Source organism: Ruegeria sp. CDSC068, from assembly GCF_059610545.1.
This window is the reverse complement of sequence record NZ_JBXWNV010000004.1, coordinates 386,941-405,617: the sequence shown is the minus strand read 5'-3', so window position 1 is coordinate 405,617 and position 18,677 is coordinate 386,941. Positions and strand designations below refer to the sequence as shown.

The following is an 18,677-nucleotide window of genomic DNA, read 5'->3' as shown; positions in this document are numbered from 1 at the left end:
CTCGTTTGTTCACTCAGCCAAACTCACCGGCCTGCCATCCAAGGCCAGACAAGACAGCCAAAACGGAGCCCGGATATGACTTCCGAACCGGATAAGAAAAAACCGATCTGGCGCCGGTATTTCCTGTGGGGAATGCCCGTGGCCGGTATTGCCGCAGCCTTTGTCGGCGGCATCATCTTCTGGGGCGGATTCAACACCGCCATGGAAGCCACCAACACCAAAGATTTCTGTATCTCTTGTCACGAGATGCGCGATTTTGTCTATGAAGAATACACCGGCACGATCCATGACGTGAACCGGTCCGGTGTCGGTGCGGTCTGTTCCGACTGTCACGTGCCCAAGGACTGGACCCACAAGATGATCCGCAAGATCAAGGCGTCCAAAGAGCTGTACGGCAAGGTGGTTGGCACCATCAACACGCGTGAGAAGTTCGAAGCCAAACGCGTGCATTTGGCGATGAATGAGTGGGAACGGATGAAGGCCACCGACTCGCGTGAATGCCGCAACTGTCACGACTTTGAATCGATGATGCCTGAATTCCAGAAACCCCGCGCGCGTCAACAGCACCTGAACGCGATGACTGTGGGCCAGACCTGTATCGACTGTCACAAGGGGATTGCGCACTCGGACGCCCGCGACCGGGCCGACGAAGAGTATCTGGAAGAGCTTGAAGCGCCGAACCCGGACTTTATCCGTCAGATCCCGCCGGAATATATGGCGAGCCTTGAACGGATCGAAGCCAAGGAAGCCGCAGAAGCCGAGACCGAGAAAGCCGCCAAACAGGCGCAACATGAAGCCGTGCAGGCTCAAATCGCTGCGGCGGTGGATGCGGCCGTGGCCGAAGAACGCGCCAAATCCAACGGTGATGAAGCAGCAGCGCCCGCAATCGGGGGTGGTGACGATGTCGGCGCGGATATCGACTGGAACGCGGTTGCCAGCACCGATTTGAAACTGTTCTACCCCGGTCAAGCCTCGTTTGAATGGGTCCAAAACGGTAAGTTCCACGGCGGCGCGCGTCCTCTGACCAAAGGTGGAGACCAGTGTACGACCTGCCACGCCAAAGAGCTGGACACAATCGGCAACAAGATTGTTGCTGGCGGTGAATTGGAACCGACCCCGATCCCCGGCAAACGCGGCGTGATCGATGCGACCGTGCAGGCAGCGCATGATGACGAGAACCTCTATGTCCGCATGCAATGGCCGGATGCGGGTCACAATCCTGCGCCCTTTGTCGATGGCGGCAAGATGGATCCCGACAACCAGATCAAGGTTGCCATGATGATCACCGGCACCGGTATCGAACTGGGCGATCAGGTGGGGTGCTGGGCTTCGTGCCACGCCGACAACAGCTATATGCCCTTTGACCCCGGCGCGGATGCGATTGCCGCCAATGGCGACGTCGCAGGTCGCATGTCCGCGCAGGACACCGTGACCAAATACATCAGCGAAAGCCGCACGGATGTCGAAATCAAAGGCCGCCGTGGCAAAGCACTAGGCGGTTGGGACAAGCTGGAGGCCGAAGCACAGATCGAGCAGTACCTGGCCGATGGCACCTATCTAGACCTGATGCGCGTCTACGCCGATGGCAGCGCGACAAACGGCTATCTGCTGGAACAGCGCGTGGTCAATGACGGTGAAATCGCCGCCTCGGCGAACCTGTCCGGTGGCATGTGGACCGTGGTCTTTACCCGGCCGCTGAACTCGGGCGCGCCGGGTGACGTCCCGCTCGAGCCCGGCCAGACCTATACGGTTGGTTTTGCGATCCATGACGATTTCGCCGCCGCCCGGTTCCACCATGTCACGCTGGACACCAGCCTGGCATTGGACGACGACGCCGCCTTCATCAACGTGGTCAAACAATAACAGATCGGGGCCGGGCACTCCGGCCCCACCCCATTTTGGAAAGGAGACTTGGACGATGAAACCCCAACACCTTCTTCCTGCCCTGCTTTTTCTATCCGCGCCAGTATGGGCCGAGGACACTGCCGAGCTGTGCGCCGAAGCCGAAGACCGTTATCTCACGCTTTTTGGCCAGCCAACCTCGGCGGTCGAGGATGCCGAGGTGGTGCTGATGTACAAGTACAACTTCTGCCCATCCGAACTGACCGTGAAGGCCGGCACCACTGTCCGCTGGGTCAATGTCGACAAGCGGACCAGCCACTCGGTCTTGCTGAAGGATGGCGGCAAGCCGGAAAGCGACCGGTTGTTCCCTGAAGAAACGGTCGAGAATACCTTCCTTACCCCGGGTCCGCAGGAATACCTGTGCGGCCCGCATTGGGAAACACAGAACATGATCGGAATGATCACAGTCGAACCCTGAGCCGAGGCAAAAATACAGGCAGAAAGAAAGGAGCGCGGGCGCAAATCCCTCGCTCCTTAACTTTAGTCAAGGAAACAGCGCAGTTAATGCGCAAACCTACCAGCATGACACGCCCGGTTGGCCCAGCGACGTCCTCAATTCGCCGAATGGACCCGGGTTTCGAAGACATTCAGACCAAGCGAGTTTGCACATGAGCGGTAAGGTTTTTCTGATTGGTGCCGGTCCCGGCGACCCCGAACTCATGACCCTGCGCGCACTGCGCATGTTGCAAGAGGCCGATGTGGTTGTGTATGACCGGCTGGTTTCGGCCGACATTCTGGACCTGCATGCCCCCGGCGCGCGGCTGATCCCGGTCGGCAAAGCGCCCAAGTGCCATACGGTGCCGCAGGACCGCATTAATGACATTTTGGCAAAAGAGGCCCGCGCTGGCCTCACCGTAGCGCGTTTGAAGGGTGGCGACCCGATGATCTTTGGCCGCGGCTCTGAAGAGGCCGCGTATCTGATGGCGCACGGTATCGCCATTGAATACGCGCCAGGCATCACAGCGGCACAGGGGGCATCCAGTTCCACTGGCGTGCCGCTGACCCATCGCGGCCTGGCAACATCGGTTCAATATGTCACCGGTCACAGGCAAGCCGACAAAGTGCTGGACCTAGATTGGAAACGGCTGGCCGATCCTGACGCGACGCTAGTCATCTACATGGGTGTCGCAAATATCGGTCAGATCGCCATGGGCTTGATGACGGAAAACCTGCCTGGCTCGACGCCTGTTTTGGCCGTAGGCAAAGCGACAACGCCAGACGAGCGTCGACTTGTTTCAAGACTGGACAAATTGGCGGCGGATGTGCGCGAGGCGGATCTGAAGGCCCCGACGCTGTTTATCGTCGGGCAAGTGGTTACCCTTTATGCGGATCAACCCGTGGCGAACCTGCTGGAGCAGGCCCATGGTTAGTGATGTCCAATCGAATGGCGGGCTTCCGGCATGGGCCTCACGCGCTTTACTCACAACGGCCGTCCTCATAGCAACGTCAGCCCTTGCCGCCGATGTGCTTGATGGCAACGCGCTCAAACGGCTTGTGCATCAGGATTGCGGCTCTTGCCACGGGTTGTCTCTGAAAGGCGGTCTTGGGCCGGATCTACGGTCCAAATCGTTGGAGCATTACGATGCAAACGTTCTGACCGACGTCATCCTTGACGGTATCCCCGGCACTGCAATGCCCCCGTGGCGGCCCCTGATCAGCGAAGAAGAGGCCGAATGGATCGCCCATTACCTGCTGGAACAGGAGGAACAATGAAACACTTTTTCCTTGGTCTCGCGGCCATCCTGATGATGACAACGGCGCAAGCCGAACCCACCGCTACCGGCGACTTAGGCCTGGTGATCGAACGGGCCAAGGGCTCGGTCTTGCTGATTGATCAATCAGACCGTGTCGCGCTGGCGCGGATCGAAGGGCTTGGCGACCTGTCCCATGCCTCGCTGGTCTATTCGCCTGATGAACGCTTTGCCTATGTTTTTGGCCGTGATGGGGGCCTGACCAAGGTCGATATCGTCACACGCCAGATCGTGATCAGAGTCGTGCAGGCGGGCAATGCTATTGGCGGCGCGATTTCGGATGACGGCCAATTGGTAGCCGTATCGAATTATGAACCCGGCGGTGTGCGGGTCTTTGATGCCAACACGCTTGAAATGGTTGCCGACATCCCCACCGATAGCAAAACCATCGGTCTGGTCGACGCACCAGGCCGCCGGTTCGTGTTCACCATGTGGGACACGGGCGAGACCTGGATTGCCGATTTCTCGGCGGGCAAGCCAGAAATCACCAAGATCTTCGACATGGGCAAGAACCCCTATGACGCGCTTATCACCGCCAATGGTCGGACCTACATCACCGGGCTATTCGGCGAAGACGGGCTGACAGCGCTGGACCTCTGGGCCGACAACCCCGAACCGATCCGCGTGTTACCCGACTATGGTCGTGGTCAGGAAGAGATGCCCGTCTACAAGATGCCCCATCTGGAAGGCTGGGCACTAACGGGGCGCGAGTTTGTGCTGCCCGCCGTCGGCCATCACGAGGTGCTCTGGATCGACGCCGATACCCTGACGGAAACCGGGCGCACCCAAACCCATGGCCAGCCTGTCTTTGCCATGTCGCGACCGGATGGTCGAGAGGTCTGGGTGAACTTTGCCCACCCGCTGAACGACACGATCCAGGTGATCGACAGTGTCAGCAAAGAGATCATCCACGAGTTCAAACCGGGGCCTGCAGTGCTGCATATGGAGTTCACCCCGCGTGGGCATGAGGTCTGGATCAGCGTGCGCGATGCCAACAAGGTCATGGTTTACGACACACAAACTTTCGAAAAGCTGCGCGAGATCGAGGCGGACAGCCCATCTGGCATCTTCTTCACCGCCCGCGCGCACAAAACGGGGCTGTAGGCGATGGAACATATCACCGACCCGATCGATCGCCGCCTGCTGGATGAATTTCAACGCAATTTTCCGGTAACGGACCGCCCTTTCCAGGTTTTGGCTTTCACGTTGGGGCTGGACGAGATTGAAGTGTTGGATCGCCTAGCCCGAATGCGGGCGACCGGCCGGATTACGAGAGTCGGCGCGACCATTGCCCCTGGCGCGGTTTCTGCCAGCACTCTGGCCGCCGTCGCTGCACCGGGTGAACGTCTGGAAGACGTGGCCGCTCTGATCGACGCCGAACCGGGTGTGAACCATAACTACCAGCGCGAGGACAAATGGAACCTCTGGTTCGTGGCAACCGGTCCAGACCGGGCGCATGTAAATGACACGCTGGCTCGGATCGCCCAGCGCACAGGGCTGCAGGTTCTCGACCTTCGGTTGGTTCGTCCGTTCAACGTGGATCTGGGGTTTCGCATGTCAGGCAAGACCCGAAACGTTCCAAGCCCGCGCAAGATAGATCGATCGGTCTTGCAAGACGGCGATCGCGCGTTGCTTCAAGCCCTCAGTTCGGGTTTGCCGCTGGTCGCTGAACCCTATGCCGTGCTGGCCCAGTCAATAGGTCGCGACGCTGCGGGTGTGATGGATCGGATCGAGGTACTGCACAGAGCCGGTATCATCTCGCGCCTGGGCGTGATCGTGCGCCACCGTGCGCTCGGATGGTCAGCCAATGCAATGGTTGTCTGGGACTTGCCATCCGAACAGATCGACGCCGCCGGTCCTGCCCTTGCAGCCCACCCCGGAGTGACCTTGTGCTATGAACGGTGTCCGGCCGAAGGGGTCTGGCCTTATCGCCTTTACTCAATGATCCACGCCCGCACCCGCAGCGAAGCGCTGGAGATCCTGGCCAGTGCGCGCGCGCTGCCGGACCTGTTTGGCGCGCAGCACAAGGTTTTGTTCTCGACGCGCTGTTTCAAACAGACCGGCGCGCTGATCCAACCGAAAGAGGCCGCCGCATGAAACTGGATGGAACCGATCGCGCGATCCTGAACCGGATGCAGGACGATCTACCCTTGGTATCGCACCCTTATGCAGCCGTGGCAGAGGAGTTGGGCATTCCTGAAAGCGAAGTGCTTAACCGCCTGACCCGTATGAAAGACAGCCGAGTGATCACGCGCTTTGGTCCGTTCTTCGACGCCGCCGCCATGGGGGGCGCTTTTTGCCTGTGTGCAATGGCGGTGCCAACTGAAGAATTCGAAACCGTCCTGACCAAAGTCAATGCGCATGCAGAGGTTGCCCACAATTATGAACGTACGCACCGGCTGAACATGTGGTTCGTGCTGGCCACTGAAACTCCCGAGGGGATCGTGGGCACTGCTGATGCAATCGAACGGGAAACGGGGATCTGCGTTCTTCGTTTCCCCAAACTACAGGAATTTTTCATCGGCTTTCGGGTGGCGGCATGATCGACGCAACAGATCGAGAGATTATCGAGGCGCTGCAAGGCGGGCTGCCCCTTGTGCCCGCGCCTTATGCGCAGGTGGCCGAGATACTTGGCATGGATGAAGATGCCCTTTTGTACCGCTTAGCCGAGTTCAAGTCGCGCGGTGTGATCCGTCGCATCGCTGCCGCGCCGAACCACTACAAATTGGGCATGACATCGAACGGGATGACCGTCTGGGATGTGGATGACGACCGGATCACCGAATTAGGCGCCCGGATCGGCGCGTTGCCCTTTGTCACCCATTGCTATGAACGCCCCCGCGCCCTGCCCGATTGGCCATACAATCTGTTCGCCATGGTACACGGCGCTGATCGTGACGAGGTCGAAGCGAAGCGCGCCGAAATTGCTGACATTCTAGGCGATGCCTGCCGGGCCAAGGACATCCTCTATTCCACGCGCATCCTGAAGAAAACCGGGTTGCGCCTGAAAACGAAAGGCTGAGACATGTTCCGCCTGACCGAATACATGCACCAACTCGTCAAACCGACAACAGTGCGTAAACGCCGGCCCGGCCCGGTGAAGCCGGTGGTGATCTGGAACCTGACGCGGCGCTGCAATTTGAAATGCCGCCATTGCTATACTGTTTCGGCGGATGTGGCCTTCCCGGGTGAGCTCAGCCATGAGCAAGCCATGGTAACCCTTGAGGATCTGGGCCAATTTCGCGTCCCGGCCCTGATCCTCTCGGGTGGAGAACCACTGGACCGGTTCGATTTCTTTGACATCGCCAAACGGGCCCGCGATCTGGTGCCGATGCTGGCATTGTCGACCAACGGCACGCGGATCTATGACGAAACCGCCGATATGATTGCCGATGTGGGGTTCAACTATGTGGGTATCTCGCTGGACGGTATCGGGGCCACAAATGACTGGTTCCGAGGGGTCGAAGGCGCCTTTGCCGACGCCCTGCGCGGCGTGCGTGAGTGTAAGAAACGCGGCATCAAGGTGGGACTTCGGTTTTGCCTGACTGAAGGTACTCAACACCATCTGCCCGATCTGCTGCAGCTGTGCGATGACGAGGGTGTCGACAAGTTCTACTTGTCCCATCTGGTCTATGCAGGTCGTGGAGACAAGAACCGAGGCGAAGATGCTGAACATCTGCGCACACGGAGCGGGCTGGACCTGCTGTTGGAGCGCGCATGGGAGGCTGCCTCGGGTGGTCGTCCTCTGGATATCGTGACCGGTAATAATGACGCTGACGCGGGGTATTTCCTGAACTGGGTCCGCGCGCGTTTCGATGCTGGAAAAACAGCTCATGTACGCGAGCATCTGGCGGCATGGGGTGGCAACTCCAGCGGCCTAGGCGTGGCCAATATCGACAATCTGGGCCGCGTACACCCCGACACTTACTGGTCGGACTACACTGTCGGCAATGTGAAGACCCGGTCGTTCTCAGAACTTTGGACCGGCGATGACCAAATGTTGGCCATGCTGCGCACACGTCCCCGCCCCTTGAAAGGGCGCTGCGGCGCCTGTCAGCTCAAGGATGTCTGTGGCGGCAACACCCGTATCCGGGCTTTGCAGGTGACCGGCGACCCGTGGGCGGAAGATCCAGCATGCTATCTGTCAAACCAAGAAATCGGCGTGGATGAGGCGGGCGATCGCCTGCAGGTCACGCCGTTCCGGGGGAAACGCCATGATCCGGCGCATCAGTTCTTCTAAGACGCTCAAACTCGGCACTCTCTGCTCGCTGTTGTTGATCGGAACCGCATGGGCTGACGCTCCTTCGGATTACGCTGAATTTTGTGCGTCCTGCCACGGCGAAAACCGCTTAGGCGGCGTGGGTCCGGCGCTTATCCCTGAAACGCTGAAGCGGATGCGCGGCCCCCGCGTTGCCGCGGTTATCGCCGAAGGGCGGACCGCGACCCAAATGCCTGCCTTCTCGCACGAGCTCGACGCTTTGCAGATTGAAGAACTGGCGGGTTGGTTGAAATCACCGCTGGAAAGCGATCCCGAGTGGGGTGAGGCCGACATAATGGCCAGCCGAATTCTGGACGAGAATTACGTCGCAGTTGAAGCACCCATCTGGGACAGCGACCCGATGAACATTACTCTGGCTGTTGAGACAGGGGACCATCATGTCAGCGTGCTGGACGGTGACACTTTCGAGGTTTTGGACCGGTTCGAGACACCCTTTGCCGTTCATGGCGGTCCAAAATTCAGCCCAGACGGGCGATATGTGTTCATCATGTCACGTGATGGCTGGGTCCAGAAGTATGACATCTGGGCCTTGGAACAGGTTGGCCGCGTGCGCGCTGGCCTGAACAGTCGCAACATCGCCATGTCGGGCGATGGCAAATGGGTGGCAGTGGCAAACTACCTGCCCAACAGCCTGACCTTGCTGTCGACCGAAGACCTGTCCGTGGTCAAGGTCATCGACATCAAAAGCAAGAAGGGCAAGCCCAGCCGCGTTTCGGCGGTCTATCAGGCCCCCCCACGCGAGAGCTTTGTTCTGGCCCTCAAGGATGTGCCCGAGATCTGGGAGGTCTTCTACGGGGCCAATCCTCCTCAATTTGGTATCGGTCATGATTTCCGCATCGAAGGACAATTCAAAAACCCTGACCCTTTCCCGGTGCGCAAGATCACCACGCCGGACTATCTGGATGATTTCTTTTTCGACCAGAGCTATGAATACGTCATGGGCGCATCCCGCGGCGGCGAGGGCGGTCAGGTGATTGATCTGGTCATCGGTCAGAAGGTCGCCGATCTGGATCTGCCGGGGATGCCGCACCTGGGCTCGGGGATCACGTGGAGGTATGGCGATACGACCGTGATGGCAACGCCGCACCTGACCGATGGCACCGTTTCCGTGATCGATATGGAGACCTGGAAAACTGTTAAGCAGATCAAAACCGAAGGGCCGGGGTTTTTCATGCGCAGCCATGAGAATTCTCCTTACGTCTGGGCCGATGTGTTCTTTGGACCCAACAAGGACGCTATGCATGTGATCGACAAGCAGAGTCTTGAAATCGTTAAGACTCTGCGCCCGGCCCCCGGTCAAACCGTGGCTCATGTGGAATTCACCAAAGATGGCAGCCACGCACTCGTGTCCATCTGGGAAGATGATGGCGCGGTTATTGTCTATGACGCGCAAACATTGGAAGAGGTCCGCCGCCTACCGATGCGCAAACCTTCAGGGAAATACAATGTCTGGAACAAAATCACCTTCTCGGAAGGCACCAGCCACTGAGGGCAATTGGCCGGTCTGGAAACTGGCCATCCTTTTGTATCCGGCCACGGCTTTGACCGTGGCCATCAACCTGTTTCTAGCGGGGCTGATCGCCAACAGCGCCGGGTTTGGCGTGATTACGCCTGTAGCCGCGATCCTGTGGTCAATTCCTCTGGGCGTACCCGCCGCGTGGTTGGCAGGGCGTTGGTTGCGCGGGCTGATGGATGAAGCGGACGAATAACGCGAAATTTCCTGCAGCCTAACCGAAGTCAAGTATCACCAAGCGAGAATCCCCTACGACTTAGGAACGATTTCCGAGTTGGATTCTCCATGCCCGCCCTTAGCCCTCTGCACAGCCTCCCTGTTCGCGCGTTACGTGCGACGTGTGCTTTGGCGGGTATCCTTATGCTGTTGTTGCAAACGATCGGTCCGGCGCTGGCGAGTCCCGGCCAAAGCATGTGGGTGGAAATCTGCTCGGAGGCAGGGGCGGTCTGGGTCCAGATAGACCTTGAGGAGGAAGACCTGGACCCAACCGCGCCCTGCCCCAAATGCGCCGATTGCGCCCTGTGTGCTGTCACCTCGGCTGCCCCGATGCCGAACTGGCCTTTCCTGGCACGGGACAACGCTATTCACACCGAACACTCTTCGCCCCGCGATCTGGTTCAGGTCTGCAGCTTGAAACGATTGTGGCCTGAAACCCGTGCCCCCCCGGCTGCGCCCAAGAAATACCTCGAACGCGCCCAGCGCGCGTCCATAGCGTCAATCCAAGTTTCCGGAGGTGCGCTGTGGCCGTAAGTCGCGCAATCCAATTCCTGCTGGCCCTTACCCTGTCCTGCCTGATGGCGATCAGTGCCCATGCTGACAGCCTCGCCAGCTTCCTGCCTGACATCACCCCTTCTGAGTTGGCCCCCGAAGCCGATGCCTTTGGTCCCGTGCGCGATGACGTGCCCGTTGCTCCGGTTCTAAAGGGCGGCGAGACCATCGCATGGGCTTTTCTGACCTCGGATTTCGTCGGCACCACCGGCTATTCCGGCAAGCCCATCCACGTGGTCGCCGCCATCGACGACGACGCAGTTCTGGCCGGAGTGAAACTAGTCAAACACTCGGAACCCATTGTTCTGATCGGCATCCCCAATTCGCGCATGGTCGAGTTGACCGAAGGTTACGCCGGGCTGGACCTAAAAGTCGAAGCTGAGACCGGTGGTGAGGGGCATGACCTCGATATCATTTCGGGCGCGACTGTGACGATCATGGTGATTGATGACAGCCTGGTTCGTGGCGGCATCAAGGTAGCCCGTGCGCTGGGTCTGGGTGGTCTGTCGCCGCTACAGGCCGATGGTCCCAAGCGCGAAATCGATATGGCTAAGAACTCAGTCTATGACTGGACCACTCTGTCCGGCGATGGCTCGGTCCGGCGCCTGACTTTGGATGTCGGTCAGGTCAATGCCGCCTTTGCAGCCACAGGCGATCAGCGCGCCATCAAACGCCCGGAACCGGGCGAGCCGAATGACACGTTCATCGACATGCATGTGGCGCTGGTCTCGGTCCCATCGGTCGGCAAGTCCCTGTTGGGCGAGGCCGAATATCAGAATCTGACCGAGTGGCTGGACGAAGGTGAACAGGCCATTCTGGTGCTGGGGCGTGGGGCTTACAGCTTCAAGGGTTCAGGCTATGTGCGCGGCGGAATTTTCGACCGGATTCAGCTTATTCAGGGCGACAATTCGGTGCGGTTCTTTGACAAGCAGCAAGAGCGTCTGGGCAAGGTTGCGGCCCCGGATGCGCCCAGCTTCACCGAACTGGATATCTTCAAGATCCCTGCCGAGGCCGAGTTTGACCCCGCCGAGCCGTTCCGCCTGCAATTGCTGGTGCAACGGGCCGTGGGCGCGGTTGAGAAGACGTTCCTGACCTTCGATCTGGGCTACAAGCTGCCCGAGCAATACCTGCTGCCCGTCACCGCCCCGGCGGTTGTTGACGATGCCACGGGCGAAGCCGCGGCCAAAGCCGCACTTTGGAAACGCATCTGGAAGGACCGCACGGTCGAGATCGCCGTGCTTGGCGTCATGCTGCTGGTGCTGACCGCAACCTTCTTCTTCCAGTTTCACGCGACGATGAATGCACGGGTCTTCTACTGGTTCCGCATCGGGTATCTGACCATGACCCTGTTCTTTATCGGCTGGTACGCCAATGCGCAGCTGAGCGTGGTGAACCTGATGGCATTGGCAGGCAGTCTGCGGACCGGCTTCTCATGGGATGCGTTCCTGCTGGATCCACTGGTCTTCATCCAATGGTTTGCCGTCGCCGCCGCGTTGCTATTCTGGGGCCGTGGTGCCTACTGCGGCTGGCTGTGTCCATTCGGCGCACTGCAGGAGCTGACCAACAAGATCGCGCGGGCCTTACGCGTCCCGCAATGGACGCTGCCTTGGGGCCTGAACGAACGCCTCTGGCCCGCAAAATACATGATCTTCCTCGGATTGTTCGGCCTCAGCTTCGTCTCGATCCCGCTGGCCGAGAAGTATGCTGAGATCGAGCCCTTCAAGACGGCAATCATTCTGAAATTCATGCGGGACTGGCCCTTCGTGGTCTTTGCGCTGACCCTGCTGGGGATCGGGCTGTTCATCGAACGGTTCTACTGCCGCTACCTCTGCCCGCTGGGCGGAGCGCTGGCCATCCCCGCCCGAATTCGCATGTTCGACTGGCTGCGCCGCTACAAGGATTGCGGCACCCCCTGTCAAACCTGCGCCAACGAATGCCCCGTTCAGGCCATCCACCCCACCGGTGAGATCAATCCGAACGAGTGCGTCACCTGCCTGCATTGTCAGGTGCTCTACCAGTCCGAGGACAAATGTCCCGTCGTTATCCGCCAGCTCAAGCGGCGGGCCAAGACAGGGTCGGTCGATCTCAAGACCCCACTCGGACAACCACCGGCGAACCATCCGAACGCCAAACCGAAAACCGTTTCCTAAAGGAGGAACGATCATGTCGGAACATGACAACAAACTGAACATCACACGTCGCGGGATGCTGGGCGCAACCGCAACCGGCGCCGTGCTGGCCGGGACCGGTCTGGGTTCGACCCTGATGACCGCAAAACAGGCCAGCGCCGCCGCCAATGCCAATCTGCAGCCCGGCGAACTGGACGAATATTACGGCTTCTGGTCCTCGGGTCAGACCGGTGAACTGCGTATCCTTGGCTTCCCTTCCATGCGCGAGCTGATGCGGGTGCCGGTGTTCAATCGCTGCTCGGCCACCGGCTGGGGCCAGACCAATGAATCGCTGAAGATCATGACCGACGGCCTGCTGCCGGAGACCAAAGAGTTTCTCGCCAAGCGCGGCCTGAAAACTTATGATAACGGCGACCTTCACCACCCGCACATGTCGTTCACCGATGGCACCTATGATGGCCGCTATCTGTTCATGAACGACAAGGCCAACACCCGCGTCGCTCGTGTGCGCTGCGATGTGATGAAATGCGACAAGATCACCGAAATCCCGAACGCCAAGGCGATCCACGGTCTGCGTCCTCAGAAGTTCCCGCGCACCGGCTATGTCTTTGCCAATGGTGAGGATGAAACGCCGCTGGTCAATGACGGCACAGTGCTGGACGATCCGTCGCAATACGTGAACATCTTCACGGCGCTGGACGGCGACACCATGGAGGTCGCGTGGCAGGTGATCGTGTCGGGTAACCTCGATAACACGGACTGCGACTATCAGGGCAAATACGCCTATTCGACCTCGTACAACTCGGAAATGGGTATGAACCTGGCCGAGATGACCGAGAACGAGCTGGATCATGTCGTTGTCTTCAACCTCGCAGAAATCGAAGCAGGGATTGAGGCTGGTGACTATCAGGAACTGAAAGGCGTCAAGGTTCTGGATGGACGCAAGGGTCAGAACAAGAAGTACACCCGTTACATCCCGATCCCGAACTCGCCGCACGGTATCAACACTGCGCCTGACGGCAAGCACGTCTGCATCAACGGTAAGCTGTCGCCCACCGTTTCGATCATGGACGTCACCAAACTAGACGCCCTGTTCGAAAGCGATACCGACCCACGTTCCTGCATTGTGGGTGAACCGCAGCTGGGTCTTGGCCCACTTCACACCGCCTATGACGGTCAGGGCAATGCGTTCACCACGCTGTTCCTCGACAGTCAGATCGTGAAGTGGAACATCGACAAGGCAATCGAGGCATACGGTGGCGCCGACGTGGACCCGATCATCTCGAAAGTCGACGTTCACTATCAGCCGGGCCACAACTCGACCACCATGGGTGAGACCAAGGAGGCCGATGGCAAATGGCTGATTTCGATGAACAAGTTCTCGAAAGACCGGTTCCTGAACACGGGCCCGCTGAAGCCTGAAAATGAACAGCTGATCGACATCTCATCCAACGAGATGAAGGTGGTTCACGACGGGCCGACCTTTGCTGAGCCGCACGACTCGATCATGGTTCGCGCCGACATCGTCAACCCGGTCAACGTCTGGGACCGCGCCGATGTCACATGGGAAGACGCCCGCAAACAGGCCGAGGCTGATGGCATCGATTTGGAAGACGGCGCCGAAGAACCGATCCGGGACGGTAACAAGGTACGGGTCTACATGACTTCGCAGGCTCCGACCTTCAGCCTTGAGAAGTTCACTGTCAAACAGGGTGACCAGGTGACGGTTTACATCACCAACCTGGATGACGTGGACGATGTGACCCACGGCTTCTGCCTGGGCAACTACGGCATCGCGATGGAAGTGGCTCCGATGGCAACCGCATCGGTCACCTTCACCGCCGACCGTCCGGGCGTGCACTGGTTCTATTGTCAGTGGTTCTGCCACGCGCTGCATATGGAAATGCGCGGCCGGATGCTGGTCGAACCGGCGGGAGCATAACCCATGCGTTGGTCCCTGCTCATACCGCTCCTGCTTGGCTCGCCCCTTTGGGCGGCGGACTGGGATGTGCCCAACCGGGCGGGGGCCATCAATGAAACACTGGCGCAGGCGGCGGATGGAGACACCCTTCGCCTGAGCCCCGGTGTCTATACCGAAACCCTGGTTCTGGACCGGCCCGTCACCATTGACGGGCAAGGACAGGCCACCATTGACGGACAAGGCGAGGGCAGCGTCATCACCGTGACCGGGCCCGGTGTAACCGTGCGCGGTCTGGCAGTGATCGGTTCCGGTTCAAGCCATGACGGGATCGACAGTGGCATCCAGCTGACCAAAACGGCTAAGGCGCCGGTGGTCGAGGATAACGTGCTGCTGGGCAATCTTTATGGCGTCGACATTCATGGTGCCAAGGACAGCATCGTTCGTGGTAACCGCATTGAAGGTCGCCAAGACCAGCGAATGAACGACCGTGGAAACGGAGTCTATGTCTGGAACGCGCCCGGTTCCGTGGTGGATAGCAATGACATCCGCTATGGCCGCGACGGGATCTTTGTGAACTCGTCGAAAAAGAACACCTTCACCGGCAACCTATTCCGCGACCTGCGTTTTGCGGTGCATTACATGTATGCGGACGACTCAGTTGTCAGTGACAATGTCTCGATCGGTAACGATCTGGGTTATGCGGTGATGTTCACGACCAATGTGAAAGTCGCCGACAACGTCTCAATCGGTGACCGTGAACATGGCGTGATGCTGAACTACGCCAACAAGAGTCAGATCACCGGCAATGTCGTGATCGGTGCCAAGGAAAAATGCACCTTCCTCTATAACTCCAACAAGAACGAATTCACCGACAACTGGTTCCAGGGATGCGGCATCGGTATCCACTTTACTGCCGGGTCCGAGCGCAACCGGATCGTCGGAAACGCCTTTGTCGGCAACCGGACCCAAGTGAAATACGTTTCGACCAAATGGGTCGAGTGGTCCGAAGACGGGCGCGGCAATTACTGGTCCGATTTTGCGGCCTATGACGTGGACGGCGACGGCATCGCCGACGCCCCTTATCGCCCCAATGACAGTATGGACCATGTGCTGTGGACCCAACCCGCGGCCAAACTTTTGCTCGGCTCCCCCGCCGTGCAACTGGTGCGCTGGTCCCAATCGGCCTTCCCGGCGCTGTTGCCGGGCGGTGTGATGGACAGCAACCCACTGATGCAAGCCCCTGAACCCCCAGCAATGAAAAAGGTGCCTCATGACGGATAAGGCCCTGAGTATTACCCAAGTCAGCAAGGACCGAGGTAAAACCCGTGTTCTTGACGATATCACCCTGTCTCTTGCCCCTGGTCAGCGCGTGGCGCTGCTGGGCCATAACGGCGCGGGCAAGTCGACCCTGATCAAATCTATCCTCGGTCTGACATCGATCCATGTCGGAACCATCCGGATCGGAGATGCCACTCCCGGCAGTGCGCAGGCGCGGCGGGATACTGCCTATTTGCCTGAGGCAGTGTCGTTTCATCCTGCGCTGACGGGCCGCGAGCAGCTGACCTTATTTGCGCAACTTTCCGGGTCCAGGGCCGATGTCCCCAGCCTGCTGGACCGCGTGGGCCTTGGCAACGCTCTGGACCGCCGGATCGGAACCTACTCTAAAGGCATGCGCCAACGTCTGGGTTTGGCGCAAGTGCTGCTGGGCCGGCCAAAAGTGGCGCTGTTGGATGAGCCAACAAGTGGTTTGGACCCGATCTCGCGGCAAGACCTATATGCCATCATCGATGAATTGGCCGGTCAAGGCACAGCGGTCCTGATTGCCTCCCACGCTCTCACCGAGGTCGAAGCCCGCACCGACCGCATCGCCATCATGCGCGAGGGCCGAATGGTTGCGGATGACACGCTCAACAATCTGTCGGCGCTGGCTGGCCTGCCGATCCGCCTCAAAGTGCGTGCCAGCGCGAACCCCGAAGCACTTGCCGCCGAACTGGGCGGCAACCGGATCAACGGAGCATCTGTGGAACTGCTCTGCTCGCCGGATGACAAGATGGAGGCCCTGCGCCGCATCGCCGGACTGGGCGACGCCGTGGCGGATGTGGAAATGACCCCGCCCAAACTTGAAGACCTCTACCGCCATTACGCACAGGAGGAGATGCAATGACCCGCTTCCTCGCCATCACCCGCACCGAGATGTTGATCCTGCGCCGCAACCGCTGGCTGTTGATGGCCACGCTGATCATGGTGCTGTTCGCCTTGGCCCTGACCTTTGCAGGCAGCGCGCCGACCGGCACGTTGGGCGTCGATATGCTGACCGTCTCGGTCGCTTCGATGACCACGCTTTCGGTCTATCTTGCGCCGCTGCTGGCGCTGATGATCGCTTTCGACGCCATCGCAGGCGACGTGGACCGGGGCAGTCTGTCGTTGCTGCTGTCCTACCCCGCCGGACGCGGAGAAATTCTGCTGGGCAAATTCACCGCCCATCTGGCGGCATTGGCCTTTGCCATGACCATCGGTTTCGGCACCGCAGGTGCAGTGGCCGCATGGTTTGGTGGCGCCGGTCCTGAAAGCCTGCTGGCTCTGGCGCGCCTAATCCTTACCTCCATCTTGCTGGGCGCCGTTTTTCTGGCGCTGGGGTACCTGCTGTCTGCTCTGGCAAGGGGCGCTACGGCGGCGGCAGGTCTGTCGGCCGGGCTTTGGCTGGTCTTTGTCGTCCTCTATGATCTTGGCTTGTTGGGAGCCGTGGTCATGGATGAGGGCGGCACCTTCACCCAATCCGTCTTTCCATGGGTGATGGTGGCCAACCCGGCCGACGCATTTCGGCTGTGGAACATTTCCGCGACCGAAGGCGTCGCAATGGCGTCCGGCATGACCGGTGCGGCCCAAGCTCTGCCCGTCTGGGCCGCGCCCGCCTCGCTGCTGATCTGGCCGATACTGGGCTGTGCCCTCGCCCGCGCCGCCTTCCGGAGGGTTGAGCCATGAAACGTCTTGTGCTGATTGCGCTGATTGCCTTGGCGGCTTGCAAAGAGGAGGTCGCCGTTGCTCCCGACCCGGTTGATCTGACTCCCGATGCCCTGAGCTTCTTCTGCCAAATGAATATCGCCGAGCATGGTGGCCCCAAAGGGCAGATCCACCTGGAAGGATACCCCACGCCGCTGTTTTTTGCGCAGGTGCGGGACATGGTAGCCTATCTCAAAAGCCCCGAACGGGACGCTGATATCACCGCCGTCTATGTCAGCGATATGAGCGTTGCACTCAACTGGCGTCAGCCTGGCATCTCGAATTGGATCGACGCCGACGGCGCGACATTTGTTGTCGGCTCCAACGTGGCAGGCGGCATGGGTGCGCGTGAGGTGGTGCCATTTTCCAACCCAGCCGATGCCGCATCCTTCATCGACCAGTATGGCGGTGCCGCTCTGCCCTTGTCCGAGATTCCTGATACCGAGGTGCTAGGCCCGGTCGACCTGGGCTTACTACTGGAGACACCCGCATGACCTTTCTGTCCCGCCGCCGGTTTCTGACCATCTCGGCCGCAAGCGCGGCCTGTCCTGCAATCGCAGCCCCGGTTACAACCGCCCGGTGGCGCGGTTCTGCATTGGGCGCACCCGCCAGCATGCAGTTGGTCGGGCTGACAGATACCCAAGCCCGCCCCGTTTTTGCAGCCGTCGAAGCCGAAATCACACGGCTGGAAGATATCTTCAGCCTGTATCGCTCGAAATCCCAACTTTCGCGCCTGAACCGCGATGGGTTTCTTATGCAACCAGCGCCCGAGCTCTTGAGCCTGTTCAGCCTGTGCACAGTTTTGCACCAGAATTCAGGGGGCGCTTTTGACCCGACAATCCAGCCTCTCTGGGCTGCTCTGATCAACGGTGACGACGCCACAACCGCCCGCAAATCCATCGGGTGGGATAAGGTCACGGTTAATAACGATGGCGTCCGCCTGCCCTACCCAGGGCAGTCGGCGCTGACTCTGAATGGAGTAGCGCAAGGGGCAATCACAGATCGCATCGCTGCCCTGCTCAGATCACAGGGGCTGCAAGACGTTTTGGTCGACATGGGGGAAATCGCAGCGCTCGGACAACGTCACGATGGGCGCGATTGGCTAGTCGGTTTGGCAGGCGCCGAAAGTCAGATCACAAAGCGTATCTCTCTGCGCGACCGAGCTGTTGCGACCTCTGATTCCGGTAACCTGATGCTGACGGACGCTCACGGTCACATCCTCAGCCCCACCGGTCAAACACCAGCGCGCCGGATTTTGTCGGTATCTGCAAACTCCGCAGCGCTCGCCGATGGGCTTTCAACAGCCCTGTGCGCACTGTCTGACGGAGATATACCGAGCGTTCTAAACCGTTTCCAAGATGCGCGATTAGAGATGAAAGTCTAACCGGAATCGCACGAGTCGGACAAAAACGTC

General features: G+C 59.5%; 19 protein-coding genes. All 19 read left to right on the top strand.

The genetic code is table 11. The features are described 5' to 3' along the window. Positions 1–75: 75 nt before the first annotated feature. Positions 76–1,863: a NapC/NirT family cytochrome c gene (locus tag AC2FID_RS11290; protein ID WP_496836858.1), complete on the top strand. Its 1,788-nt coding sequence runs from the start codon at positions 76–78 to the stop codon at positions 1,861–1,863. A gap of 55 nt (positions 1,864–1,918) precedes the next feature. Then, a complete protein-coding gene (locus tag AC2FID_RS11285; RefSeq protein ID WP_496836856.1) occupies positions 1,919–2,320 on the top strand; it encodes a cupredoxin domain-containing protein in 402 nt (133 codons plus the stop codon). 190 nt (positions 2,321–2,510) lie between these two features. Continuing rightward, complete coding sequence (cobA, locus tag AC2FID_RS11280; RefSeq protein WP_496755317.1) at positions 2,511–3,272, top strand: uroporphyrinogen-III C-methyltransferase; 762 nt, start codon at positions 2,511–2,513, stop codon at positions 3,270–3,272. Continuing rightward, entirely contained in the window at positions 3,265–3,615 is a 351-nt protein-coding gene (locus AC2FID_RS11275; RefSeq protein ID WP_058274919.1) for a c-type cytochrome, read from the top strand. The genes cobA and AC2FID_RS11275 overlap by 8 nt, the downstream gene beginning before the upstream one ends. Further along, positions 3,612–4,757, top strand: a complete 1,146-nt coding sequence (locus AC2FID_RS11270) for a cytochrome D1 domain-containing protein (RefSeq protein WP_496755318.1) — start codon at positions 3,612–3,614, stop codon at positions 4,755–4,757. The genes AC2FID_RS11275 and AC2FID_RS11270 overlap by 4 nt, the downstream gene beginning before the upstream one ends. Positions 4,758–4,760: 3 nt before the next feature. Further along, on the top strand, positions 4,761–5,750 hold the full coding sequence (ahbB, locus tag AC2FID_RS11265; protein WP_496755319.1) for a siroheme decarboxylase subunit beta: 990 nt from the start codon (positions 4,761–4,763) through the stop codon (positions 5,748–5,750). After that, positions 5,747–6,196 carry an Lrp/AsnC family transcriptional regulator gene (locus AC2FID_RS11260; RefSeq protein ID WP_058274922.1) on the top strand — a complete coding sequence of 150 codons (450 nt, stop codon included), beginning with the start codon at positions 5,747–5,749 and terminating at the stop codon, positions 6,194–6,196. The genes ahbB (AC2FID_RS11265) and AC2FID_RS11260 overlap by 4 nt, the downstream gene beginning before the upstream one ends. Beyond that, the gene (gene ahbB / locus AC2FID_RS11255; RefSeq protein WP_496755320.1) at positions 6,193–6,675 is read left to right on the top strand and encodes a siroheme decarboxylase subunit beta; all 483 of its coding nucleotides are present in this window, start codon (positions 6,193–6,195) and stop codon (positions 6,673–6,675) included. The genes AC2FID_RS11260 and ahbB (AC2FID_RS11255) overlap by 4 nt, the downstream gene beginning before the upstream one ends. A gap of 3 nt (positions 6,676–6,678) precedes the next feature. Continuing rightward, positions 6,679–7,893 carry a heme d1 biosynthesis radical SAM protein NirJ gene (gene nirJ / locus AC2FID_RS11250; RefSeq protein ID WP_496836852.1) on the top strand — a complete coding sequence of 405 codons (1,215 nt, stop codon included), beginning with the start codon at positions 6,679–6,681 and terminating at the stop codon, positions 7,891–7,893. After that, positions 7,868–9,421 (top strand): nitrite reductase, encoded by a 1,554-nt coding sequence (locus AC2FID_RS11245; protein ID WP_282121463.1) that lies wholly within the window; start codon positions 7,868–7,870, stop codon positions 9,419–9,421. Before nirJ ends, AC2FID_RS11245 begins: the two co-directional genes overlap by 26 nt. Continuing rightward, positions 9,378–9,641, top strand: a complete 264-nt coding sequence (locus tag AC2FID_RS11240) for a hypothetical protein (RefSeq protein ID WP_058274926.1) — start codon at positions 9,378–9,380, stop codon at positions 9,639–9,641. Before AC2FID_RS11245 ends, AC2FID_RS11240 begins: the two co-directional genes overlap by 44 nt. Before the next feature lie 89 nt (positions 9,642–9,730). After that, positions 9,731–10,195, top strand: coding sequence for a hypothetical protein (locus AC2FID_RS11235; RefSeq protein WP_496836850.1), 465 nt, complete (start codon positions 9,731–9,733; stop codon positions 10,193–10,195). A gap of 44 nt (positions 10,196–10,239) precedes the next feature. Next, positions 10,240–12,363 carry a 4Fe-4S binding protein gene (locus tag AC2FID_RS11230; protein ID WP_496836875.1) on the top strand — a complete coding sequence of 708 codons (2,124 nt, stop codon included), beginning with the start codon at positions 10,240–10,242 and terminating at the stop codon, positions 12,361–12,363. A gap of 13 nt (positions 12,364–12,376) precedes the next feature. Further along, complete coding sequence (gene nosZ, locus AC2FID_RS11225) at positions 12,377–14,284, top strand: TAT-dependent nitrous-oxide reductase (RefSeq protein WP_496836848.1); 1,908 nt, start codon at positions 12,377–12,379, stop codon at positions 14,282–14,284. A 3-nt stretch (positions 14,285–14,287) separates the two neighbouring features. Then, positions 14,288–15,544, top strand: a complete 1,257-nt coding sequence (locus AC2FID_RS11220; protein ID WP_496836846.1) for a nitrous oxide reductase family maturation protein NosD — start codon at positions 14,288–14,290, stop codon at positions 15,542–15,544. Further along, positions 15,534–16,427 (top strand): ABC transporter ATP-binding protein, encoded by an 894-nt coding sequence (locus AC2FID_RS11215; RefSeq protein ID WP_058277303.1) that lies wholly within the window; start codon positions 15,534–15,536, stop codon positions 16,425–16,427. The genes AC2FID_RS11220 and AC2FID_RS11215 overlap by 11 nt, the downstream gene beginning before the upstream one ends. Further along, positions 16,424–17,245, top strand: coding sequence for an ABC transporter permease (locus AC2FID_RS11210; RefSeq protein WP_496836844.1), 822 nt, complete (start codon positions 16,424–16,426; stop codon positions 17,243–17,245). The genes AC2FID_RS11215 and AC2FID_RS11210 overlap by 4 nt, the downstream gene beginning before the upstream one ends. Further along, complete coding sequence (locus AC2FID_RS11205) at positions 17,242–17,757, top strand: nitrous oxide reductase accessory protein NosL (protein ID WP_282170236.1); 516 nt, start codon at positions 17,242–17,244, stop codon at positions 17,755–17,757. Before AC2FID_RS11210 ends, AC2FID_RS11205 begins: the two co-directional genes overlap by 4 nt. Beyond that, positions 17,754–18,647: an FAD:protein FMN transferase gene (locus AC2FID_RS11200; protein ID WP_496836842.1), complete on the top strand. Its 894-nt coding sequence runs from the start codon at positions 17,754–17,756 to the stop codon at positions 18,645–18,647. The genes AC2FID_RS11205 and AC2FID_RS11200 overlap by 4 nt, the downstream gene beginning before the upstream one ends. The last annotated feature ends 30 nt before the right edge of the window (positions 18,648–18,677 follow it).